Source organism: Pannonibacter phragmitetus DSM 14782 (assembly GCF_000382365.1).
Lineage (GTDB): Bacteria > Pseudomonadota > Alphaproteobacteria > Rhizobiales > Stappiaceae > Pannonibacter > Pannonibacter phragmitetus.
The window spans coordinates 39,572-62,835 of the sequence record NZ_KB908224.1 but is presented as its reverse complement, the minus strand read 5'-3'; the positions used below and the strand labels follow the sequence as shown (position 1 = coordinate 62,835).

At 62.8% G+C, this 23,264-nt stretch carries 23 protein-coding genes; 13 read left to right on the top strand and 10 right to left on the bottom strand.

All coding sequences use genetic code 11. The features are described 5' to 3' along the window. Together H163_RS0114550 and H163_RS0114545 are read right to left on the bottom strand one after the other, a co-directional pair. On the bottom strand, window positions 1-906 hold the full coding sequence (locus H163_RS0114550) for a DMT family transporter (RefSeq protein ID WP_019965332.1): 906 nt from the start codon (window positions 904-906) through the stop codon (window positions 1-3). 16 nt (window positions 907-922) lie between these two features. After that, window positions 923-1,549, bottom strand: coding sequence for a nitroreductase family protein (locus tag H163_RS0114545; protein WP_019965331.1), 627 nt, complete (start codon window positions 1,547-1,549; stop codon window positions 923-925). Between the two features lie 126 nt (window positions 1,550-1,675). Here H163_RS0114545 and H163_RS0114540 point away from each other — a divergent pair, with 126 nt between their 5' ends. From H163_RS0114540 to recQ, 4 genes are all read left to right on the top strand, one after another. After that, on the top strand, window positions 1,676-2,641 hold the full coding sequence (locus H163_RS0114540; protein ID WP_019965330.1) for a LysR family transcriptional regulator: 966 nt from the start codon (window positions 1,676-1,678) through the stop codon (window positions 2,639-2,641). A gap of 65 nt (window positions 2,642-2,706) precedes the next feature. Further along, window positions 2,707-3,084 carry an MAPEG family protein gene (locus H163_RS0114535; protein ID WP_019965329.1) on the top strand — a complete coding sequence of 126 codons (378 nt, stop codon included), beginning with the start codon at window positions 2,707-2,709 and terminating at the stop codon, window positions 3,082-3,084. Window positions 3,085-3,250: 166 nt separating this feature from the next. Next, entirely contained in the window at window positions 3,251-4,147 is an 897-nt protein-coding gene (locus H163_RS0114530; RefSeq protein ID WP_019965328.1) for a GNAT family N-acetyltransferase, read from the top strand. Window positions 4,148-4,258: 111 nt separating this feature from the next. After that, on the top strand, window positions 4,259-6,145 hold the full coding sequence (gene recQ / locus H163_RS22905; RefSeq protein ID WP_081626032.1) for a DNA helicase RecQ: 1,887 nt from the start codon (window positions 4,259-4,261) through the stop codon (window positions 6,143-6,145). A 27-nt stretch (window positions 6,146-6,172) separates the two neighbouring features. Here recQ and H163_RS0114520 read toward each other — a convergent pair whose 3' ends face one another. Then, entirely contained in the window at window positions 6,173-6,610 is a 438-nt protein-coding gene (locus H163_RS0114520) for a cupin domain-containing protein (RefSeq protein WP_019965326.1), read from the bottom strand. Window positions 6,611-6,613: 3 nt separating this feature from the next. Beyond that, a complete protein-coding gene (gloB, locus tag H163_RS0114515) occupies window positions 6,614-7,387 on the bottom strand; it encodes a hydroxyacylglutathione hydrolase (protein WP_026355872.1) in 774 nt (257 codons plus the stop codon). A 135-nt stretch (window positions 7,388-7,522) separates the two neighbouring features. Here gloB and H163_RS0114510 point away from each other — a divergent pair, with 135 nt between their 5' ends. Next, a complete protein-coding gene (locus H163_RS0114510) occupies window positions 7,523-8,305 on the top strand; it encodes a class I SAM-dependent methyltransferase (protein WP_019965324.1) in 783 nt (260 codons plus the stop codon). A gap of 3 nt (window positions 8,306-8,308) precedes the next feature. Here the strand turns inward: H163_RS0114510 and metW are convergent, their stop codons facing one another. Next, complete coding sequence (gene metW, locus H163_RS0114505) at window positions 8,309-8,941, bottom strand: methionine biosynthesis protein MetW (protein WP_019965323.1); 633 nt, start codon at window positions 8,939-8,941, stop codon at window positions 8,309-8,311. A gap of 1 nt (window position 8,942) precedes the next feature. Beyond that, window positions 8,943-10,181 (bottom strand): homoserine O-acetyltransferase MetX, encoded by a 1,239-nt coding sequence (metX, locus tag H163_RS0114500; RefSeq protein ID WP_019965322.1) that lies wholly within the window; start codon window positions 10,179-10,181, stop codon window positions 8,943-8,945. Window positions 10,182-10,429: 248 nt separating this feature from the next. Between metX and pheA the strand changes: the two genes are divergently transcribed. The 3 genes from pheA (at window position 10,430) to H163_RS0114485 (ending at window position 13,481) form a co-directional block, all read left to right on the top strand. Then, the gene (gene pheA / locus H163_RS0114495) at window positions 10,430-11,299 is read left to right on the top strand and encodes a chorismate mutase (RefSeq protein ID WP_019965321.1); all 870 of its coding nucleotides are present in this window, start codon (window positions 10,430-10,432) and stop codon (window positions 11,297-11,299) included. Between the two features lie 62 nt (window positions 11,300-11,361). Beyond that, window positions 11,362-12,468 (top strand): histidinol-phosphate transaminase, encoded by a 1,107-nt coding sequence (gene hisC, locus H163_RS0114490; RefSeq protein ID WP_019965320.1) that lies wholly within the window; start codon window positions 11,362-11,364, stop codon window positions 12,466-12,468. A gap of 77 nt (window positions 12,469-12,545) precedes the next feature. After that, entirely contained in the window at window positions 12,546-13,481 is a 936-nt protein-coding gene (locus H163_RS0114485; RefSeq protein ID WP_019965319.1) for a prephenate/arogenate dehydrogenase family protein, read from the top strand. Between the two features lie 112 nt (window positions 13,482-13,593). On the opposite strand, the gene H163_RS0114480 is transcribed toward H163_RS0114485, so the two are convergent. Next, window positions 13,594-14,856, bottom strand: a complete 1,263-nt coding sequence (locus H163_RS0114480; protein ID WP_026355870.1) for a hypothetical protein — start codon at window positions 14,854-14,856, stop codon at window positions 13,594-13,596. Window positions 14,857-14,954: 98 nt separating this feature from the next. Next, window positions 14,955-16,196 (bottom strand): hypothetical protein, encoded by a 1,242-nt coding sequence (locus H163_RS23720; RefSeq protein ID WP_019965317.1) that lies wholly within the window; start codon window positions 16,194-16,196, stop codon window positions 14,955-14,957. Window positions 16,197-16,513: 317 nt separating this feature from the next. Between H163_RS23720 and H163_RS22895 the strand changes: the two genes are divergently transcribed. Continuing rightward, window positions 16,514-18,511, top strand: a complete 1,998-nt coding sequence (locus H163_RS22895) for a putative bifunctional diguanylate cyclase/phosphodiesterase (protein WP_019965316.1) — start codon at window positions 16,514-16,516, stop codon at window positions 18,509-18,511. 11 nt (window positions 18,512-18,522) lie between these two features. Here H163_RS22895 and H163_RS0114460 read toward each other — a convergent pair whose 3' ends face one another. Next, window positions 18,523-19,425, bottom strand: coding sequence for a polyprenyl synthetase family protein (locus tag H163_RS0114460; protein WP_019965315.1), 903 nt, complete (start codon window positions 19,423-19,425; stop codon window positions 18,523-18,525). A 242-nt stretch (window positions 19,426-19,667) separates the two neighbouring features. On the opposite strand from H163_RS0114460, the gene mtgA reads away from it, so the two are divergent. The 3 genes from mtgA (at window position 19,668) to H163_RS0114445 (ending at window position 21,382) form a co-directional block, all read left to right on the top strand. Beyond that, window positions 19,668-20,447 carry a monofunctional biosynthetic peptidoglycan transglycosylase gene (gene mtgA / locus H163_RS0114455; protein WP_019965314.1) on the top strand — a complete coding sequence of 260 codons (780 nt, stop codon included), beginning with the start codon at window positions 19,668-19,670 and terminating at the stop codon, window positions 20,445-20,447. 145 nt (window positions 20,448-20,592) lie between these two features. Beyond that, window positions 20,593-20,778, top strand: a complete 186-nt coding sequence (rpmF, locus tag H163_RS0114450; RefSeq protein ID WP_026355869.1) for a 50S ribosomal protein L32 — start codon at window positions 20,593-20,595, stop codon at window positions 20,776-20,778. A gap of 184 nt (window positions 20,779-20,962) precedes the next feature. Next, on the top strand, window positions 20,963-21,382 hold the full coding sequence (locus H163_RS0114445) for a hypothetical protein (protein WP_019965312.1): 420 nt from the start codon (window positions 20,963-20,965) through the stop codon (window positions 21,380-21,382). A 35-nt stretch (window positions 21,383-21,417) separates the two neighbouring features. Here the strand turns inward: H163_RS0114445 and H163_RS0114440 are convergent, their stop codons facing one another. Then, window positions 21,418-22,068, bottom strand: coding sequence for a septation protein A (locus tag H163_RS0114440; protein WP_026355868.1), 651 nt, complete (start codon window positions 22,066-22,068; stop codon window positions 21,418-21,420). Between the two features lie 599 nt (window positions 22,069-22,667). Between H163_RS0114440 and H163_RS0114435 the strand changes: the two genes are divergently transcribed. After that, window positions 22,668-23,255 (top strand): hypothetical protein, encoded by a 588-nt coding sequence (locus H163_RS0114435; RefSeq protein WP_019965310.1) that lies wholly within the window; start codon window positions 22,668-22,670, stop codon window positions 23,253-23,255. Window positions 23,256-23,264 lie beyond the last annotated feature (9 nt).

Genomic DNA, 23,264 nt, shown 5'->3' with positions numbered 1-23,264 from the left:
TCAGCCTGGCTTGCCTGCAGGCGTACCCTCAGGACGGGAAACCGGACGCCGCTGGGCAAGCTGCCCGGCGTGCTGGCCAACGAGAACGCTGCCCAGCACCAGCACCATGCCGGCGATCTGCACCGCACTCAGCGTCTGGTCCAGAATGGCCCAGCCGAGGATCACCGCCATCAGCGGGCTGAGCAGGCCCAGCGGCGCGATTGCCGAAGGGCCAAGGAGGCCGATACCCCGAAACCACAGAAGATAGGTCAGGCCTGCGCCAATGAAGGTCATGTAGGCAAAGCCCGCAATGTTCCAGCCCGTCAGCGGCGGCAGGGCCGGTTCCGTCAGGAGTGCCGCAGGGGCAAGCAGGAGGGCACCGGCAGCCAGCTGCCAGGCAGTCAGGGTGAGCGGGCTCACTTCCGGCTTCCAGTAGCGGGTCATCACCGTGCCCAGCGCCATGGAGACAGCGCCCGCCCCTGCCGCCAGAAGGCCGATGGGATCAAGCGCCGCCGCAGGCTTCAGCATTAGCATGCCGACGCCGATAACCCCGGCCACTCCTGCCAGTACGGCCAGCCAGGTCAGCCGCCCGTTGAGCAGGAAGCGCGCCAGAACCAGCACGATGAGCGGCTGCATCGCCCCAAGCGTTGCCGCCACACCGCCCGGCAAGCGGTAGGCCCCCACATTCATCAGCGCCCAGAAGATGGAGAAGTTGAGCGCCCCCAGCACCAGCACCCGGAAGATCCAGCGCCCGCGCGGCAGCTGCCGCACGATCAGCAGCAGAAGAAGAGCCGCGGGCAGCGCCCTGAGCAGCGCCAGCATCAGGGGCCGGTCCGGCGGCAGCATCTCGGTAATGACGATATAGCTGCTGCCCCAGATGGCCGGGGCAAGCGCGGTGAGGAGCAGAGTAAGCCTCGGCATGAGCATTTCCGGTTCCCGGCGATCAAAAGAGCACTGTGATGGCGTCAGGTGAAAGACGCGGCTTCTGCGGCCAGTTTCCGTCAACGGGAAGACCAACCGTCACGAGCATGACTGGAACTTCGTCCGGAGCCAGCCCGAAAGCTTCCGCCACCCCGGCTGCATCAAAGCCGATCATCGGGCAGGATGCCAGCCCATGCGCCTGCGCCGCCATCATCAGGAAAGCTGCGGCAAGGCTTCCCGAGCGGACAGCCTCATCGCGCGCAAGCTGGGTGCTGTCTGCGTAGAAGGCCGATGCAGCACCGGCAAGACTTGCAGCCAGCGCCGCCGGCATGTAACCGGCCTCGACGCTGGGCTCAAGCAGTTGCGGCAGGGTATCCAGCCGCGGATGCTGGCCACAGAGAATGAAAGTCACTGCAGCCTCGTCAACCTTTGCCTGGCCCGAGGCGAGTGCCCTCAGGCGTGCCTTGGCCTCAGGCGAGCGAACGGCAATGAAACGCCAGTTCTGGAGATTGAAAGCCGTAGGCGCCCGTGACGCCAGATCAACCAGACGCAGGATCGCCTCATCCTCAAGGGCCGTACCAGCCTGGAAGAAATTGACGGACGAACGGATTTCCATGGCCTCGACAATGGCCGGAATATGGAGCTGCATGATGCGTTCCTTGTGCCTGCACCGGAAGGGTGCCCTGTGAGAGGCATCTATAAAGCCCGTACCCGTGAGAGATAATTCCTGCAAAATTCGCTTCACTCATTACCAAAAGTGCATAATAATAGGTGCATGGAAAGCCTGCCTGCACTCCGCCTGTTCCGGGCCATAGCCGATCTTGGCAGCTTTGCTGCGGCAGCGCGTAGCGTCGGCCTGTCTCCCGCTGGCGCAAGCAAGGCGATTGCCGAACTTGAAGCGGATCTCGGCACGCGCCTTTTCAACCGGACAACCCGGCGCCTCAATCTGACGGAGGCTGGCAGTCTTTATCTTGAACAGGTCCGGCGCGCGCTTGGCGAACTCGAGGAAGCCCGGGATCAACTGGCCAATCTCAATGCTGAGCCCACCGGTCTTCTCCGGGTCAGTGCGCCCATGACATCCAGTCTCGTGCTGCTGACCGAGCGCATTCCGGAGTTTCTGTGCCAGTATCCGAAGGTCAGCCTTGATCTTGACCTCAACGACCGGCGGGTGGATCTGGTTCGTGACGGTTTTGATCTGGCTCTGCGCGGCGGGCTCAGGCTGGAGGATGGCAATCTGATGAGCAGGAAGATCGGGGCGCTTTGTCATGTGCTCTGCGCAGCCCCTGCCTATCTTGAGCGTTGCGGCGTGCCGCAGGCACCGGAAGACCTGACGCGGCATGAGTGCATCCGTTTCTCCCTCTCCGGACATGCCCATGAATGGACGTTTCTGCGCAACGGCCAGACGGTCCGCCAGCGAATCACCGGCCGTTATCAGGTGGCCTCAAGCCTCGCCGTGCGTGATGCGCTGCGCGCCGGTTTCGGCCTCAGCCTCATTCCGCGCGCCTATGTGGCTCAGGATCTTGCAAGCGGCCGTCTCGTGAGGCTGCTTGATGGCTGGACCACGCCGGATGTCACTGTCTATGCCCTTTATCCATCCCGCAGGCATCTTCCGCCCAAGGTGCGCGCCTTCATCGAGTTTGCAACAGGCGTGCTGCGAGGCCATACGGGAACAGCGGTTCCGCAAGGCCCAGCGCCTGATCACCAATTGCAATCCCTTCAATTGACGTATCAGCAAGACTGAACAACATGCCCGCAGGATGCAGGCCGCCAGGGCGCATCCGGTAAGCCAAACAAAGGATCATCCCCATGCCCGTCGCAATCTGGTGCGTGCTCGTTGCCGCATTCCTGCCCATCCTGTCGGTGGTCCCCGCCAAACTCACCCGGGACTTCAGCAACGCCCGCCCGCGCGATCCGGCCTTCTGGGCCGAAGGCTTCAGGGCACGGGCGCAAGGGGCACAAGCCAATGGCTTCGAGGCCTTTCCGCTGTTTGCCGTGGCCGTGCTCGTGGCCTATCAGCAGGGCGGCGACCCATTCTGGATCGATGTTCTGGCGGCGGCCTTCATCGGGCTGCGCGTCCTTTATGTGCTTTGCTACTGGATGGACAAGGCCACCCTGCGCTCGTTCGTCTGGCTGGCTGCAACGGCCTGCTCAGCCGCCATCTTCACCTGCCCGCTCTGGAGCTGATCGCAGGACATACGCAGACCCAGGCGGAAAATTGCCTGCCTTGTGACAGAATGCTGTCACAAGGCTCTGCAAGGCTGAAGGTTCATGGCCATTGCAGGTTGCCGTCTGGAGCTGTAACCATCAGGCCTTCAAAGGGCATATTTCGCCCGCCTTGAGGATTGTCCCCGTGCCGCGTTTCCAGCACCCTGATTCGGCCCTCCTGACACAGAGCCACACAGATGAGACCAGCGGCTCCGCCCGCCATATCGTCGATGTGCTGATTGCCGAACGGGGCAAGCACGTGATGGCCGCCCCCTGGTGGCCGCTGTTCCGGCCCCTCGCCTACCGCATGCTGCGCTATTTCGATGCTCTGGAAATGGCAAACGCCATCTCCAACCTGCCGGCGGAAGAGGTCTTCGTTTATCTGTCCAATCTGCTGCAGCTGAAGCTGACCGTGGAAGGACTGGAGCGCATTCCGGCTGACGGGCCCTGCATCCTCGTCTCCAACCACCCGACAGGCATCGCCGATGGTGTGGCGCTCTATGACGCAGTGAAAAGCCGCCGCCGGGACATTTCCATTTTCGCCAACCGGGATGCGGTACGCATCAACCCGCGCCTTGCCGGCATGATCGTGCCGGTGGAATGGCGGGCCGATTTCAAGACCCGCGAAAAGACCCGCGAGACCCTCAGAAACGCGGCTTCAGCCTTTGAACGCAACCGGGCCGTGGTGCTGTTTCCCTCCGGCAGGCTTGCCTACATGAACGAGGGCAAGCTTACAGAACGGCCATGGATGACCTCGGCACTGGCGCTAGCCCGCCGCCATCAAGTGCCGGTCATCCCCATTCACATGGGCGCGCGCAATTCGCGCCTGTTCTATTTCCTCGCGAAGGTCTCGATCGAACTGCGCGACATGACCGTCTTCAACGAACTCCTGAACAAGAAGCACGCCCACTTCCGCTTCCACGTGGGCGAACCACTGGCACCCGGCCAGCTGGACGGCGACCTTGCCGAAGTCACCAACAAACTCCGCACCCACTGCGCCGAGACGCTCGCGCAGGACCCGGATGCGCGGTTTGGTGATTGAAGCCCCTCCGGCGGCAAAAAACCTCGCGGTCTTGCACAGGTCATCCACAGGCTGTCATTGCCCGGGGCGGGCGAATAGGGGATGGTGCGGCGACGAAGGAATCACCTGTTCATGCCGCAAGCACAGCCTCGTCTCGCCGGGACAGAGTACACAGCACCGCCTGAGGGCACTGCCACGCCCGCAGCGAAGGATCCTGCGCAGGTTCTGGCGGATGTGTTCGGCTATCCGAGCTTCCGCGGCCGCCAGCGCGAGGTGGTGGACACGCTGATCGCCGGGGACGATGCAGTGGTCCTGTTCCCCACAGGCGCGGGCAAATCCATGTGCTTCCAGATCCCCGCGCTCTGCCGTCCCGGAACGGGCGTGGTGATCTCGCCGCTGATTGCGCTGATGAAGGATCAGGTGGGTGCGCTGACGGGTGCGGGCGTGCGCGCTGCCGCGCTCAATTCCTCCGTTCCTGCGGAAGAGCAGGCGCGCATTGCCGCAGAGCTGCGCAACGGCACGCTGGATTTTCTCTATGTGACGCCTGAACGGGTGGCGACGGCCGGATTCTCCCGCCTGCTGGATGGAGCGGCCATCTCGCTCTTTGCCATCGACGAGGCCCATTGCGTCAGCCAGTGGGGACATGATTTCCGGCCAGAGTATCTGCAACTGGCGAGCCTTGCGGACCGCTATCCCGGTGTGCCGCGTGTGGCGCTGACCGCCACCGCCGATCCGCATACGCAGGAGGACATCCGCGTCCGGCTGAAGCTGGAGACGGCGCAGGTCTTCACCACCTCCTTCGACCGGCCCAACATCCGCTACGAGATTGTCGAGCGGGTGAACCAGCGCCAGCAGCTTCTGGATTTCCTCAAGCGCCACAAGGGCGAGAGCGGCATCGTCTATTGCCTGTCCCGCGCCAAGGTGGAAGATATCGCAGGCTGGCTGAACGAAAAGGGCATCCGCGCCCTGCCCTATCACGCGGGGCTCGACAGGGAGATCCGCGAGGCCAATCAGGATGCTTTCCTGCTGGAGGAAAACCTCGTTCTGGTGGCGACCGTCGCTTTCGGCATGGGCATCGACAAGCCGGACGTGCGTTTCGTCGCCCACCTCGACCTGCCGTCTTCCGTCGAGGCCTATTATCAGGAAACCGGCCGTGCGGGCCGCGATGGCGCACCGGCCGAGGCGTGGATGGCCTATGGCATGGCCGACATGGTGCAGCGCCGCCGTATGATTGCCGAAGGCGAAGCGCCGGAAGAGGTGAAGCGGGCGGAAACCGCCAAGCTCAACGCCCTTGTCGGCATTTGCGAAACCGCCGGATGCCGCCGTCAGGCGCTGCTCGCCCATTTCGGCGAGACCTATCCCAAGCCTTGCGGCAACTGCGACACCTGCCTGTCTCCGGTGGAAACCTGGGATGGAACGGAAGCTGCCGCCAAGTTCCTGTCCGCCATCTACCGCACCGGTCAGCGCTTTGGCGCGGGCCATGTGATCGACGTGCTGCTGGGCAAGGAAAACGACAAAATCGCCCGTTTCGGCCACGACAAGCTGTCGGTTTATGGCATCGGCAAGGAGCTTTCGCCCAAAACCTGGCAGTCGGTGGCGCGCCAGCTTGTTGCCATGGGCCTTGTTGGTGTCGATCATGCCAACTACGGCGCGCTGGTACTGACGGACGAATGCCGCGCCGTGTTCCGCAACGAGCGCAAGGTGCTGCTGCGCCGTGACCGCGCCGCCGCCAGCCTCAAGGCCTCGCGCGGGGAACGGTCAGCGAGCCTTGCCGACGATCTTGACCCGGAAGACCGGCTGCTGTTCGAGCGCCTCCGCCGCCTGCGCACCCAGATCGCCCGGGAAAACGAAGTGCCGCCCTATGTGGTGTTCCCGGACGCGACCCTTGCCGGCATTGCCATCGCACGGCCCGTGACCTCCCACGCCCTGCTCGCCGTCTCCGGCGTCGGCCAGTCGAAACTCGACCGCTACGGATCGCAGATCATCGATCTGGTCGAGGCCTTCGAAGCGGGCGTGTGAGCCGGGCAACACCTGATTTTCCACCCCTCACGGCTGCCAGCCTTCCGGCGCCATTTCAAAGCCGTCGAAGGTGAAACCGGGGGCGACCGTGCAGCCCACAAGCGTGAAATCGCCGAGGCTTTGAGCCTGCTGCCAGGCATGACGCGGCACCACCGCCTGCGGGCGCTGACCGGCAGCCAGATCGGACCCGAGGGTCACAAGCTCAACCGGCCCTTCTCCGTCGCTGATCAAAAGTTCCAGCGGTGCGCCACCGTACCAGTGCCACACCTCCACCGCATCCACCTTGTGCCAGCGCGACAGCACGCCCTCCGGCAGCAGGAAATAGATCGCCGTCGAAGCCGGGCGGCCTGTTGCATCGCAGGCCGGATCGCGGAAGGTCTCGGCATAGTAGCCGCCTTCGGGATGCGGCTGCATGTCCAGCGTTTCGATGATTTCGGCGGCGGTGAATCCGGTCAGAGGTCTCATGGCTCAGAACCTGTCCTTGCGTCCCCGCAGTTCCGCGAAGACTTCGGCAGGGCTGGCCCCTGCCATGCCGAGGGCTGCGGCAAGCGCCGGATCACCCGCCCGCAGGAACGGATTGGTTGCCCGCTCCCGTTCCATGGTGGTTGGCAGGGTGGCCATATGTTCCGCCCGCAACCGCTCCACCTCTGCTACCCTTTCCTTGAGCGCAGCGTTATCCGGATCAACACTCAGGGCAAAGCGGCCATTGGAGAGGGTGTATTCGTGGCCGCAGTAGATGACAGTATCATCCGGCAGGCGGCGGTTCAGCTTGTCGAGCGAGGCCCACATCATTTCCATGTCGCCTTCGAAGACGCGCCCGCAGCCCAGCGAGAACAGGGTGTCGCCCGTATGGATGACGCCCGCCTGCTCGAACCACCAGGAAATCTGGTCGAGCGTATGACCCGGCGTCGAGATGGCCTCCACCTTCAGCTCGGCTATGTGGAAAATGTCGCCATCTTCCACCACTTCATCGAGGCCTGAAATCTTGTCCCGCGACAGGCCGGGGCCGATCACCCGCGCACCCGTTGCTTCCTTCAGCGGCACCAGCCCCTGCACATGATCCCAGTGATGGTGGGTGATCAGAATATGCGTCAGGCGCCAGCCGGTCTCGGCCAATTCAGCCAGATAAGGCGCGGCGTCCGGCACGTCGATGGCAATCACCGATCCGCTCTCCGGATCGCGTGCCAGCACACCGTAATTGTCGGACAGGCAGGGAAACTGCCTGATCTGAAGCCGCGCCATCTTGTCTCTCCCGTTGATGAATCCGGCCTGCAGAGTGGCAAATGCCGCAGGCAGGGGCAAGGGCGATCGGGTCATCAGCCCTTGCGTCTTGGGTCAAGGCAAGGTTCAATCGCGCCGAATTGAACCGGGCAGGCCATGTATCTCGACGTCGGCGATCTCAGAACCTTTTACGACCTGCCGCTTGGCCGCCTGCTGCGCAGCCTCATCGGCGCGCGCGTGCGCTCCCTCTGGCCCAGCGCGAAAGGCGAAAGCCTGCTCGGCATCGGCTATGCGGGACCATTCCTGCGCCCCTACATGGATGAGGCGGAGCGCTGCGTTGCGGCCATGCCGGCGGCGCAGGGTGTTGTTCACTGGCCGCGCGAGCGGGCCAATGCCTCGGTGCTGGTGGAAGCGGACCAGCTGCCCTTTTCCGACAGTTTCTTCCAGCGCGCCATCATGGTGCATGCGCTGGACATGGCCGGCGATCCTGCCGCCCTGCTGCGCGAGGCCTGGCGCGTGCTGGTGCCGGGCGGCAAGCTGATCGTCATCGTGCCGAACCGGCGCGGTGTCTGGGCACGGGCGGAAACCTCGCCATTCGGCTATGGCCGCCCGTTCTCCAAAAGCCAGATCCAGGCGCTGCTGCAGAGCTGCCAGTTCGACGTGATCTCGAAGGAGGAAACGCTCTATATCCCGCCGGTTAAGTCGAAAGTCATCCTGCGTTCGGCGCGCACCTGGGAAACCGTTGGCCGCGCGCTCTGGCCGGCCTTTGCCGGACTGCTGGTGATCGAGGCGCAGAAGCGGCTCTACAAGCCCGCTCAGGCCGATGGCGGCAAGCGCAGCGTGCTGAGGGTTCTCAGGCCCGTCTTCGTGCCGGAGGCCGGCGTTACCCCCGGCCTCAACCCGCACCGGCGGGACAAACCAGGCCCGCGCCGCCGGTGAAGTTTAGCGGCGCAGCAGGAACACCGCCTGCTCGCCGGCCAGATTCCAAAGCCACCAGGGCGCATTGAAGCTGATGCGCGACCCCTGCCCGTTGAGCGCCACGGCCTTGACCACCGTTGCATCCATCTCGTCCACCAGCGCGACAAAATCGCGGATGGAACAGAAATGGATGTTGGGCGTGTCATACCACTGGTAGGACAGATACTTGGTCACCGGCATCCGTCCGCGCAGCAGAAGCTGCATGCGGTTGCGCCAGTAGGCGAAATTCGGGATCGAGACGATCACCTGCCCGCCGATGCGCAGCAGCTGCTCCATCACGCCCTTCGGATCGCGGGTGGCCTGCAGCGTCTGGCTCAGGATCACCACATCAAAGGCATTGTCCGGATAGTCGGCAAGGTCCGTGTCGGCATCGCCCTGCACCACGGAAAGCCCGCGTGCCACGGCCTTGTTCACCCCGCCCTGCGACAGCTCCATGCCGCGCCCGTCAACGCGCCGCCGCTCGGCCAGAAGCTGCAGCAGCGCCCCGTCTTCACAGCCCACGTCCAGCACCCGTGCCCCCTCGGGCACAAGGTCGCACATGACGAGATGATCGCCGCGCGGCTGGTTCAGTGTTCCGCCTGTGTTGCCGTTTGCCATCTTACGCTCCTCCCGGTCCGGCGATGCCGCGTGCAGCTGCTGCTCCCGTCAGGAAGCCGCGCACGGTGCGGAACATTTCCGGCTCATCCAGCAGGAAGGCATCATGGCCGCGGACACAGCTGATCTCCACGAACGAGACGTTGGCCGCAGCCGCATTCAGCGCCCGCACCACCGCCTTGCTCTCCGATGTCGGGAACAGCCAGTCCGAAGTGAAGGACATGACACAGAAGCGCGTCGGCGTGTGCAGGAAGGCCTTGCTCAGAATGCCGCCGTGCTCCGCAGCAAGGTCGAAATAGTCCATCGCCCTTGTCACATAGAGATAGGAATTGGCATCGAACCGGTCGACAAAGGTCATGCCCTGATGGCGCAGATAGCTTTCGATCTGGAAATCCGCGTCAAAACCAAAGGTCAGCGCCTCGCGGTCCTGAAGATTACGGCCGAATTTCTGATGCAGCGACATGTCGGACATGTAGGTGATATGCGCAGCCATGCGCGCCACGGCGAGCCCTTTGCTCGGGCGGGTGCCATCTGCAAGGTAGCTGCCGCCGCGCCAATCCGGGTCCGCCATCACAGCCTGCCGGCCCACCTCGTGGAAGGCAATGTTCTGCGAGGAATGGCGGGCGCCGGTGGCAATGGGCACGGCCGAAAACACCCGCTCAGGGAACAGCGCCGCCCATTGCAGCACCTGCATGCCGCCCATGGAGCCGCCCACCACGGCAAACAGGGTTTCGATGCCCAGATGATCCACCAGCCGGGCTTGCGCGCGCACCATGTCGCGGATGGTCACAACCGGCATGGTCAGCGCATAGGGCTGGCCGGTTTCCGGATTGGTGGAGGCCGGGCCCGTGGTGCCCATGCAGCCGCCCAGCACATTGGCGCAGATGACGAAGAAGCGGTCCGTGTCCACCGGCTTGCCGGGGCCCACCAGCATCGTCCACCAGCCGGGCTTGCCGGTCACCGGATTGCGCGAGGCAACATACTGGTCGCCGGTCAGCGCGTGGCAGATGAGAATGGCGTTGCTGCGGTCCGCATTGAGCGTGCCGTAAGTCTCATAGGCAATCTGCCAGTTGGCCAGCGTGCCGCCGGCATCCAGCGGCAGTGCCTGATCCGGCCCGAAGCGCAGGCACTGGCTGCTGGGCGTGTCGATTTCCCGGCGCTGTGCCTTTTCCAGATCGGCAAGGCTCGCGGCCACGGCAGCTGCACCGTCCTGCGGGATCGAAGTCTGAGGTGTATCGGTCATGCCGGACGCATCATCCCGTTTTCACTGGCCGCTTCAAGGGCCGTTCTCACGCGCCATTTTCCCGAGAGAGGCCTGCCCTGCCGGGCGGCGGAAGCCTCGCTGCGGCAACAGCGCGCCACCATCTTCAAGGGGTTGTTAGCTAGGGTTCGCGAGGCCATGGTGTCAACGTTTTCTTTTGCTTTCCGCCCGCTTGCTGCCTATGACTATCGCCGAATGCATCGCATGTTTCAGGAAGGCATTTCCCGCCCATGGCCAGTGACCACACCCAAGGCACCGCTCTCGACAGCCTGCGCCAGCGCATCGACGTGCTCGACGCCGAGCTGCACCGTCTGCTGATGGAGCGGGTGCGCGTCATCGACGGCATCGTTGCGGCAAAGCGCGCCAGCGGCGCAGACGGCGTGATGTTCCGCCCGGACCGGGAAGCCGACATGATGCGCCGCATGGTCGAGCGCCACGAAGGCAGCCTGCCGCTGACCAGCGCCGAGCATCTTTGGCGTGAGATCATCACGGCCTGCACCCGCCTCCAGGGCGAGTTTCAGGTGCATCTGGACGGGTCTGCCGACATTGCCGCCATGCGCGATGCCGCGCGCTTCTACTTCGGCTTTGCCGTGGAGATGGAAACGGCCGGCGATCCGGCCGATGTGGTCGGCACGGTTGCCGCCTCCCATTCCGACCTTGGCGTCATCGCCCTGACCGAGCGGGCCGAACTGCCCTGGTGGCGCGGGCTTGGACAGGACGGGGCGCAGATCATCGCCCGCCTGCCCTTCTTCGTCGCCGAGGAGCGCCCGGCGGATCTGGCCTCCATGGTCATTAGCCGCCCCATTCCGGGCTCCGGCACGCCGGACACGGCGGTCTATGATGCCCGCTGGCGCGGCGTTCTGCCCGGCAGCCTGATGGATTCCGGCCTCGAAATCCTGAGTTTCTTCCGCCATGCTGACGGCGTTGACGCCCTGCTGGCCGCCTCCGGCGACATCAGCGAAGACGAGGTTCTGACGCTCTGCCGCGAGGCCGGGGCCGAGCCGGACGTGCTGCGCTTTGTCGGCGGCTATGCCGCTCCCATCGACATCGATGAGGGCGAGGCGGACGAGCTTGACGATTTCAGCGAAGACGCAGACTGATATCCTGCCCTGCAGGCCTTTCATAGACAGCGGCCAAACACACGAGAGACAGAGACACTTCCATGGACAGCGCCACGAAATCCCGCCCCCAACCGCGCGCAGGCATTCTCGACATCGCCCCTTACGTTCCCGGCAAGTCCAAGGCCTCGGGCACCGGCAAGGTGCACAAGCTGTCCTCGAACGAATCCCCGCTGGGTGCCAGCGAAGCCGCAAAGAAGGCCTATGCCGAAGTGGCCGCCAAGCTGGAGCTTTATCCGGACGGCGCATCCACGGCCCTGCGTGACGCCATCGGCGAGGTGGTGGGCATCAACCCGGAGCGCATCATCTGCGGCGCCGGGTCGGACGAGATCCTGACGCTCATCGCCAACACCTATCTGGCACCGGGCGATGAGGCGATCTATTCGGAGTTCGGCTTCCTCGTCTATCCGATTGCCATCCGCGCTGCCGGTGCAACGCCCGTTGTCGCCCCGGAAAAGAACCTGACGACGGATGTGGACGCGATCCTTGCCCGTGTGACGGAGAAGACCAAGATGGTCTTCCTCGCCAACCCGAACAATCCGACCGGCACCTACATTCCCTTTGACGAGGTGCGCCGCCTGCATGCGGGCCTGCCCTCCCATGTGGTGCTGGTGCTGGACGCGGCCTATGCGGAATATGTGCGGCGCAATGACTACGAGAGCGGCATCGAGCTGGTGGCGACCTCGAACAATGTCATCATGACGCGCACCTTCTCCAAGATCTATGGCCTCGCCAACCTGCGCCTCGGCTGGTGCTTTGGCCCGGCGGAGATGATCGACGCCATGAACCGCATCCGCGGGCCGTTCAACGTCTCGGGACCGGCCATGGCCGCCGGCATTGCCGCGATCCGCGACCGTGCCTTTGTCGAAGCAGCCATTGCCCACAACGAGACCTGGATGGCATGGACGGCGGCAGAGATCGAAAAGCTCGGCCTCAAGACCACGCCCAGCGTCGGCAACTTCCTCCTCATCCACTTCCCGGATGAGGACGGCAAGCGCGCCGCCGATGCCGATGCCTATCTGTCGGAGCATGGCCTGATCCTGCGGATGGTCGCCAATTACGGCCTGCCGGGCGCGCTGCGCCTGTCCATCGGCACCGAGGAAGCCAACAAGGCGGTGGTTGCCGCTCTTGCCGGTTTCATGGCGCGCTGAAAGCGCCAAGCCCCTGATGGCCCGGCCCAGCCCCAGCGGCAGCCGGGCCAAACCCATTTGAAGACACCAGACGAGACATGTCAGATCCCCATTTTCAGCGCGTTGCCCTGATCGGCATCGGCCTCATCGGCTCCTCCCTCGCCCGCGTCATCCGCGAAAAGGGCCTGGCGGAGACCATCACCATCTCGACCCGCTCGGCGCCGACGCTGGCCCGTGCGGAAGAGCTGGGGCTTGGGGACCGATACTGCCTCTCGGCAGCGGATGCGGTGAAGGATGCGGATCTGGTGGTGGTCAGCGTGCCGGTCGGCGCTTCGGAAGAGGTGGCGAAAACCATCGCGCCGCATCTGAAGCCGGGCGCGATCCTGACGGACGTGGGCTCCACCAAGGGCTCGGTCGTCTCGCAGATGGCCCCGCATGTGCCGGAAGGGGTGCATTTCATCCCCGGCCACCCGATTGCAGGTACGGAACATTCCGGCCCGGATGCAGGCTTTGCGGCACTGTTCCAGAACCGCTGGTGCATTCTGACGCCGATGCCGGACACGGATGCCGGGGCGATTGAGAAGCTTGCAGCCTTCTGGACCGCCTGCGGCTCCAATGTGGACACCATGGACCCGCAGCACCATGACCTGGTGCTCGCCATCGTGTCGCACCTGCCGCATATCATCGCCTACAACATCGTCGGCACGGCCGATGATCTCCAGACGGTCACCAAGTCGGAAGTGATCAAATATTCCGCTTCCGGCTTCCGCGACTTCACCCGTCTGGCAGCATCTGACCCCACCATGTGGCGCGACGTGTGCCTGCACAACAAGGATGCGATCCTTGAAATGCTGGCGCGGTTCTCGGAGGATCTGTCCGCCCTGCAGCGGGCGATCCGCTGGGGCGACGGACAGGCTCTGTTCGACCTGTTCACCCGCACGCGCGGCATCCGCCGCTCGATCATCGAGGCCGGACAGGAAACCCCGGCGCCGGACTTCGGCCGTCAGGCCGCAGCCCCCGGTGCAGGCGAATAAGACCAAGCCTTGATGAGATGTCTCATCCAGGTTTGGTCAAGCCCGTGCGGCCTGTGAGCATGTTCCAGGCGTGATGCGCCGGCATCGTCAGACTTGGTCCAAGGCTATGTCCTCAGACAGTCACATCCGTCTGCAGCACAAGGCTGACGGATGTGGATGACAGACTGACAGCCGTCTTGTTGATGGACACCGAAACGCCCACCGTCCCGGCCGGCATCGCACTGTCCGCAGGTTTGCCCATTCCGGGGAAGAGATTGGCAATGCCGCCGGCGCTTCCCTCAACGCCCGGCATGCCCTGCTCCTGCAACTGCTCCGTGCGGAAATCGTTGAGCGCGTCGCGGCCTTCCTCGATCTCGCGCTTGGCCTTGGCCAGTTCCTTGCGCTCTTCCCTGTCGTTCTTGTTGGCAAGGCCTTCAATCTGCTTGGACAGAAGATCGATCTGTTTTTCCATATCGCGCAGCTTGTCATAGTCGGCTTGCTTGCGGGCGCTGCCGTCATAGGCGCTGCCATAAGCCTTCACCGTCACGTGCGTGCTGTTGTAAGTGGCGATGGCTTCGCGCACCTCCAGGAGCAAGCGGGCCGAGGGTTCCTGTTCTGCGCCAGCAGCTTCTCCCGCTTCTTCTCCCGCAGCTTGCGCACCGGCCGCAGCAGGAGCGGTGGTCTTGTCCGCCGCCGGAGCGTCCTGTCCGGGAGCAGCCTCAGCCTGCTTCACCGGCTTTGCGGCAGCAGCACTCGCTCCAGATTGAGCCTTTGCTGAAGCACTCTGTTCTATGGGCTTTCCCGTCAGAACGGACGCCACTTCCAATGCGGCAGCGCCCTCCAGCAGAACGGCTGAAGCCGACGCTTCGGAGTAGGAGGCTTCGGAAGAGGAGGCAGACAGGGTGATGGAAGAACCGGCTGCGGCCTGTCCGGCAGCTGCCTTGCTGCTGCCTTCCGACAGCGACTGGGCCGCCAGCTTGAAATCCTGACCCAGTTTCTTCAACTCGCGGATCAGGGCCTTGGCCTGCGCGGGGCTGGCAAACTTCAGCCGCTCCTTGAGGGCGTCGATGCGCTGCTGCAGCCGGGCGATCTTCTCCGCACGCTGGTCGTCCTTGGCCTTGGCCATGGCGTCTTGCAGCGAGTTGCCGAGCTGCAGGGACTCCTCAACCTCCTTGAGAAAGTCCTCGGAGAACTCACCCAGCACCCCGTTCTTGGCGATGGACAGAAGCTTTGCATCCTGCTTGTCGAGGCGGCCTTGCGCCACGTTGCTGGATGTCGCGCCTTTCTGCTCCATGATCGTCGTCGACTGGGGCCGGGTTTGCGGCTTGTTTTGTGTCTGTGCACGCTGGGACTGGGTGGCCAAAGGGCTGGGAGAGGCGGCAAGCGTTGACAGCATGGCATTCTCTCCTTTCCGAACCGGCGCTCATCTCCTGGCAAAACCGGCACCTGGCCGCAGGTGCAGCTTTAGCGCCCCCACCCCGGCAGTACACTCGCTCACACGGTCACATCCGCACGCAGATTAAGTGTAAGCGGCACCGATAGTGCCATGAGCGGCATGTCAGCGCCACCCGGAACTGAAGATGCCGGAGACACAATCGCAGGACTTGCCGGTCCCGACGCTACCTGAGCACCGGAGACAGCCACGTCTGCGGCCCCATCTTCGGGCACAATTTCGCCTGCGCCGGTTTCCGCATCAGCATCAGCTTCGCCGTCACCGCCGGCAGCAATCTCCGAATTGCGCAGCCGCTCGAGCGCATATCCATCCAGCGCCTTTTGTCCTTCTGCAAGCTCACGCTTGGCTTTTTCCAGCTCGCGGCGCTGCTCAGGGTCATCCTTGTCCGCCAGCGCCTCGATCTGCTTGGCGATGACGTCGATTTCCTTCTTCAGCTTGCTCAGCTTGTCATGATGGCCAGCCTTGATGGCAGCGTTGGCTGCGGCCTGTTCAGCCGCCTGCTTGCGCTCTGCCTTTTCCTGCGCAGCCGGCTTTGCTGCCGTGTAACCGGCAATTGCCTCGCGCATGCTGGTCTGGAGGGCGAGCGCCTTGCCCTCATCTTCATCGCCGCCAGCCGTTCCGGCTCCCGCAGTTCCATCCGCATCATCGGCTTCAGAGGTGCCCTGCTGCGTTCCGCCTGCGGTGGAAGCCGCCGCCTCATCTTCGCCGCCAGCATCCGTGTCAGCATCCGGCTGAGCCTGCGTAGTCTGGGCGGTTTGGGTCTGAGCAGCACCTGCGTCTGCAGCCTGAGCCGGAGACGGGGCCTGAGACACGGCAGCACCAGCCGCGCCTTCCGTGCCCTGCGCCGCAAGGGTGGCAGCCGGTCCAGCCGCCTGCGCACCAGTGGCGGCAGAGCCAGCGGCACCAGCCGTGCCTGCCGCTGCCGTTACCGGGATCGCGGTGGCACCGGCCATGGCGGCGGATACGCCGCCGCCGGAAAGCGACTGAGCCGCTTCCTTGAATTCCTTGCCAAGTTCCTTCAGCTCGCGGATCAGCGCGCGCGCCTGGGCAGGCGTTGCGAACTTGAGCCGCTGCTTGAGCGATTCTATCTTCTGCTCGATCTGGGCAATCTTGTCGGCGCGCTTGTTGTTGTCAGACTGGGAGGCCGAGTTCTTGAGGGTGTCACCCACCTGCTTTGCTTCGCTGAGCTGCTTGACGACAGCGTCTTGCGCCTCGTCCTGGCTACCCGAAGACGTCTGAGCGGCAGCTGCCGCAAATGCTTCTGCCTGTCTGGCTTTGGTCACTTCAAGAGGATTGACAGCAACAGAAGATCCCTCAGCCCCTTGCTGACGGTTGAGAAGACCTGCGCTACCGGAAAAAGATCTTTGAGCGGGTGAAAATGAGACCGACATGACGTCCTCCGGCCATACTGTGGCGACCTGCGGTCGCCCCCTACTCAGCAACCAGTCAGAATTGTACCGCCACGAAGGTTAATGGTGCGTTAATATTTTGTGCAATTCCAGATACGAACATGCGCTGCCTGCAACTTTTGCCCGTTCCGGGATAGAGAAAATTAGGGAGTCCGCTTTTAACGTCACCCTTGGGTTAATCGGGGGCAGGGATGAAAGAGCTGAAGCGGACAGCGGATCTTCGTCTGATTGGCGGTTCCATTCTTGTTGCGATTGTTTTCGTGACACTGACCACGTCCATCCTGAGCACGGCCGTGGACCACTGGATCAGGCATGATGCACGGATTGAGACAACCGTGCTGGCGCAGACCCTGCAGGAACGGCTGCCCCAGCTGGAAGCCCTGATTGGGGGCTCATTCCCCTCAGGCCCTGACGCCGCGGCTCTGCAGCTCATTCAATCTCTTGGCCGCGCCAGCCATGCCACGCTCGCAACACCGGAGGGAGAGCCGGTGCTGATCCTGACAGATGGGCAGGTGCTGGCAGCTTCGGGTCAGGAAGGGCGCATCCAGGCCGGTGCTGCCGGCGCACCCTATACGCGGGTCGAGACAGTCAAGGAAAATGGCGCGGCGTCCGTTGTCGCCGTTACGGCCATGATCCTGCAGGACCATGGCCGGCCGGTGGGCATGCTGGAGACACGGATCGACGAAACGGCTCTCGCAGACAGTTTCCATCAGGATCTTCTGATTGCCAGTATCATTCTTGCCAGCGTGCTGGGCCTCGCCTTTGCCATCGGGTACTCTTGGCTGACCGCAGCCGTCCGCTCGCGCAATGCTTCGGAGGAGCGGGCGGAGTTTCTGGCCAGCCACGACGGCCTGACAGGACTGTTGAACCGGGGAGCCTTTCAGGTGAAACTGGATGCGGCACTGGCCAGGATGAGCCCAAACGAAGCCATTGCCCTGCATCATCTGGACATAGACCGCTTCAAGCGCATCAATGACGATCTGGGCGAAGAGGGGGCCGACAAGCTGATCCGTCTCGCCGCCCTGCGCCTGCGTGATCAGGTCAGGCCTTGCGATATCCTGGCCCGGCTCGGCGGTGACGAGCTTGTCATCGCACAATGCGGCATCGCCCATCCCGCACAGGCCAAAGCCTTTGCCCACCGGCTGGCAGAGCGGCTGTCCGAACCCTATGCGCTGGAAGGGCGTGAGATACGCATCTCGGTCAGCATCGGCTGCAGCCTCGCCCCGCACCATGCCCGGCAAGCCCAGGACCTGGTGGTCAAGGCAGGCATGGCCCTGCAATTCATAAAGGCCACGGGCCAGCGGGGCTTCGGCATATTCCGCGAGACAATGCAAGAAGAGCTGCTTGGCCGCAGGGATCTGGAGGGGCTTGTGCGCAGTGCCCTGCGCAAGGGCTTGTTCAGCCTGCAGTTCCAGCCCATCATGAGCCTGCCTCACGGCCGCATCTGCGGATTTGAAGCGCTGCTGCGGCTGACCAGTGAGGCTGGCACCCCGGTTTCACCAGAGCTTTTCATTCCCGTGGCCGAAGAGCTTGGCCTCCTGCCGGAGACGGGAGAATGGGTGCTGAACAAGGCCTGTGAAACAGCCGCAGGCTGGCCGGACGGGATTTCGGTTGCAGTGAACCTGTCCCCCTCCCAGTTTGCCGCCGGTGGCCTGCCCCGTCAGGTTCAGGCTGCCCTGACAGCAAGCGGACTTGCCCCGGAGCGGCTGGAGCTGGAGATCACCGAGGGCATCCTTCTGAAGGATACGGACGCAATCCTGCAGCAGCTGACCGAACTGAAGGCACTTGGCGTCACCATCGTCATGGATGATTTCGGCACCGGCTACTCCAGCCTCAGCTATCTGTGGCGCTTCCCCTTCGACAAGCTCAAGATCGACCGCAGCTTCATGGAGGCCTATTCCCATTCGGGCGAGACCATCCAGCAGATCCTCAAGGCCATTGTCGCGCTTGGCCGCGCCCTGAAAATGCAGGTGACGATCGAGGGCATCGAAACCGTGTTCCATGCCCGAGCCGTCAAGGATCTGGCCATCGACAATCTGCAGGGCTACCTGTTCGGCAAGCCAATGGCAGACGTGGAAATCCCCAATGCGATGCTGAAGGATTTCATGAAGACGATGAATGCCCCTGCCGATGCCGCGCCCGCCGCCCGCATGCAGACCCCGGCAGGGCAGAAGACCGGCGCAGGCTAGAGCCGGAGGGCCTAGCGGTCGCGGAAGGCAACGAAGGCGGCAATCTCTGCCAGCCTCTGACCGCCCTCACTGGCGCCCGCCACCAGCTGCTCCGCCTCAGCCACAAGGCCTTTGAGAATGGCACGGGTGCGCTCCGGCCCATAGAGGCTGACCAAGGTGGCCTTGCCCGCCTCGGCGTCCTTGCCTGTCGCCTTGCCCATCACCTCCGGCGAGGCCTCCAGGTCCAGCAGATCATCCGCGAGCTGGAAGGCAAGGCCGATGATCTCGCCAAAACGGGTCATGCGCGCCACATCGTCCGGGGCAGCCCCGGCCAGAATGGCCCCGGCCCGGCAGGCATAGCGCAGCAGCGCGCCGGTCTTCATCGCCTGCAGGGTGCGGATCTCGTCCTCGGAAAGCTGACGGTGCTCTGCCGCCAGATCCAGCATCTGCCCGCCGGCCATGCCGCCAACACCTGACGCGCGCGCCAGTTCCTGCGACAGCTGCAGCCGCACCGAAGGATCGGCATGGACCTCAGGAGCCGCGATCAGATCAAAAGCCAGGGTCAGCAGCGCATCGCCCGCCAGAATGGCGGCTGCCTCGTCAAAGGCCTTGTGAACGGTCGGCTGGCCCCGGCGCAGATCGTCATCATCCATCGCCGGAAGATCGTCATGGACCAGTGAATAGCAATGAACGCACTCCAGCGCCGCCGCAGCGAGCAGCACGCCCTCGTCCCTGCGCCCGAAGGCCGCCGCCGTTTCGGCAACCAGCAGCGGGCGCAAACGCTTGCCGCCGTTGAGCGAGCCATGGCGCATGGCCGCAAGCAGACGCTCCGGCCGCAGAACTTCGCCCGGCCGCGGCTCGTCCGACAGCACCTTGCCCAGAACCGCATCCATCTGCTGCGCCATCTGGCGCAGGCTGTCCTCAAGCCACGTCATTGCATCTGCCCTTCACGCAAGGCTCCAACCGGATGCCCTCGTCACCCGAAACCGGTCCGCCGTCAAGACGGCTTGCACATCTTCCGCCCGGCTTTGACGCAGGACCCAACCACATGTAGAAACGGCAGGAAGGCACGAGGCGGCATGCACCCGCCGCAATGGTGAGGAGCAGCGTTCCTTTGGCCCAGGAAGATGGCTTGCCAGGCAGCACGACCAGCCCGCCGGAATTGCGGCATCCAGGCATGCCGGACACGGGCGCGCCGGACATGGATGTCCGGGAAGCGGACGCGCGCGGAGCTGGCGATCGGGACAAGGCCGCAAGAATGCCGCGCAACCGGACGAGACGCAGCCTGAGGATCACCCGGATCATCGTCTGGACACTGCTGCTGCTTGTTCTGGCGCCGCCGCTGCTGACAGTCATTTATTCTGTTGTGCCGCCCATCAGCACGCTCATGATCAGCCGCTATGCGCAGGGCCTCTGGGTGGACCGGCAATGGCGTTCGCTCGACCAGATTTCCCCCCATCTCGTGCGGGCCGTGATCACGTCCGAGGATGCGCGCTTCTGTGACCACAGAGGCGTTGACTGGGACGCGCTTCATGGCCAGATCCAGAAGCTGAATGCAGGTGAGGACGCGCGCGGCGCCTCCACCATCACCATGCAGCTGGCCAAGAACCTGTTTCTCTGGGGCGACCGCAGCTTCATCCGCAAGGGGCTGGAACTGCCCACCGCGCTGATGATCGACCAGATCCTGACCAAGCGCCGGATCATGGAAGTCTATCTCAACGTCGCTGAATGGGGCGAAGGCATCTTCGGGGCGGAAGCGGCGGCTCAGGCCTGGTTCGGCAAGTCAGCCGCAGACCTGACGCAGGCCGAGGCGTCACGCCTGGCCACAGCCCTGCCCAACCCGATCCTGCGCAACCCCGCCAGACCCGGCCGCGGACACGCCCGTCTGGCCAGCACGAATCAGCGCCGGATTGCGAATGCGGGCAACATTTTCGGCTGCGTTCTGGCCAGCCGCTGAGGCGGTGAAGAAAAATTCTGTTATGGACTGGCAAAAGCGTTCGGTTGCCTGTATAACCCCGCCCATTCTTACACGCTGCGTGATGCCACGCCCCGGGCAATCCCGGTCCGGGCCGCGCTGACTATGGACCACGGAGAACAAAAAAATGGCCGTTCCGAAGAGAAAAACTTCGCGCATGAAGCGCGGTTTTCGCCGTTCCGCGGACGCCCTGAAGCAGCCGACCTACGTCGAGGACAAGGATTCGGGCGAACTGCGCCGCCCGCATCACGTTGACCTGAAGACCGGCATGTACCGGGGCCGTCAGATCCTGCAGCCGAAGGCCGACGTCTGAGGCAAGGGTCGCGACCGCGATCTCAAGATAAAGGCTGGTGGCAACACCGGCCTTTTTCGTGTGCACAGGACAGCCGTCCAGGATGGCGGGGGCCTGCAGCTGCAAGCCATGATGCGCCGGCATCGAAAGACTTGATATAAGACAGGCAGCATCACCGCAGAATCGAGTCTCCAAGGAGAGGCGCATGTCCAGGTTTCTGTCCCTTCCGCTGACGCTCATCCCCCTCGCGCTCTACAATCTGACCGCCTTCGGCTTTTTCGGAAGCCCCGCAGGGGACCCGTGGTTCCAGCCGATGCTGACGCTGGAACTGGTTTCAGGCGCAAGGTTCTCGCTGGTCTCGGGCGACCTGATGATCCTCTGCGGGCTGGTGGTGCTGTTTGCCGAAATCCTCAAGGCCACCCGCACCGGCACGGCAGCCCTGTCCGACCACATCCTGTCGATGATGGTCTTTGCCGTCTATCTGGTGGAGTTCCTGACCGTGCCGCAGGCCGCCAGCTCGGTATTCTTCATCCTCACAGTGATCTCGATGATCGACGTGATTGCAGGCTTTACCGTTAGCCTTGCCGGCGCCCGCCGGGACATCAGCCTCGACCGGCGGGACTGAAGCGCCAGAACGCCCCCCCCCCCCCGCGCCGGCTGTCAGGCGCCCGTCTTGCCGCTGCCCTCTTCGGGCAAGGCATGGCGCTGGATCAGCGGCAGCTGGGTCATGGTGAAGATCAGCGTGATCGGCATCATGCCGAACACCTTGAAGCTGACCCAGAAATCCGTCGAGAAATTGCGCCAGATCACTTCATTCAGCACCGCCAGCGCCAGAAAGAAGATGCCCCAGCGCAGGGTGAGAATGCGCCAGCCCTCGTCCGTCAGGCGGAAGGCGCTGTCGAAGACATAACCCAGCAGCGATTTGCCGAAGAAAAGCCCACCCAGCAGGATGGCGCCGAACATCGTGTTGATGATCGTTGGCTTCAGCTTGATGAAGAGATCATCATGCAGCCACAGGGTCAGCGCACCAAAGACGAAAACGATGATGCCGGAGACGAGCGGCATGATGGGCAGGCGGCGCGTCAGATAGAGCGACACGGCCAGCGAAATGGCAATGGCCACCATGAAGGCGGCGGTCGCCAGAAAGATCGGCGCGCCAAAGACGCTGAGCGCCGGAAAAGCCGCTGCGATCTGCTCGCCGCGCGTGTTGAACAGAAAGAAGACCGCCAGCGGCCCCAGTTCCAGCGCCAGCTTCAAGAGCGGCGCCATGTCCTTGTGTGCAGGGTCGTTCGGGGCCCGTTCAAATTCCATGCTCACTCCACCAGCCACCGGCTGTAATTATGCCTGCCTGCAGATAGGAACAGCAGGGTCACGAGGTCAAGGGCGAAGAGACATACTTACGAAGTCCGTGCAACAGGACAGATAGAAAAAACACTTTGAATTCAGTGCATTCAGAACGTAACGGCATCACACGATACGTACCGAGAATCACCCAAGAAACGAAAAATAAAACATTTTCAACTGGCACAGGACATTTACGCTTGCAGTTTAAGAAAAAGTTGACATTGTGGACGATAGTATGTATGCGCCACGCACAAAGTGGCTACTCATACGTCATAAAAAGCGTAGACAGTGATTTGGGAGATGCAAGATGCCGCATCAATGCATCGAGATGGAACGACGCGAGGAAGAAGCTCTCCCTCGCGATGTAGCACGTTTCAAGAGACTTTACGCCAATGGAAGGGCTGTGATTTCCAAAGATGCTCCGGGGACTATTGGCTTCGTATCGACCATCGAGCTGATCGCCTCAACTGATCGGCACGCATAAATCCCCAAAAAATTAATATTTCAAAAGGGCGAAGGATTGCAATCCTTCGCCCTTTTGTTGCAATTGGCCTTGTGAGGCAAAAATGATTCAGATTTCCGATAAAACGCTCGACATTTGGATGGCAGATTTCGATTCATTTAATTATGAATTCCGAAGATTTTGCCTTACCCAGTTTCGCATACACGGCATAGAAGTCAATTTTGTCCCCAATGTTCTCAAGCAAATTCACGACCAATGGATCGCAGACCATCAGTCTTGGCTTGAGAACGAAACAGACGACCAAACGAAACAGCTATCCCACGTCAAGATATGCGCATTGCTACTTGCAAACCTGGTTTCAGAGCCTTTTTTGGGCAATTTTTACCCACATACGTATACTGACGCCCCCGACCATAGATTCAACGGGAATGCGAAACAAAAAGAAAAAGCAAAACGTGATCTTATAGATGGTCGCGAAATTAGCCTATCTCTAGATTTCGTAATACTCGTCATCGATTGGCACGAGCGCTACAGAACCGACAGGGAACAAGAGTACAAGCAACCTCTGACAGAGGACATGCGACACGATCTTATTAATTATTTAATCGGCAACAGCTCCGAGAAAAAGGCAATCTACCTAATACTAAAAGCTCTATACCTGAGACCAAACGGCAACGGAAAATCAAACTAACCCCGCCGC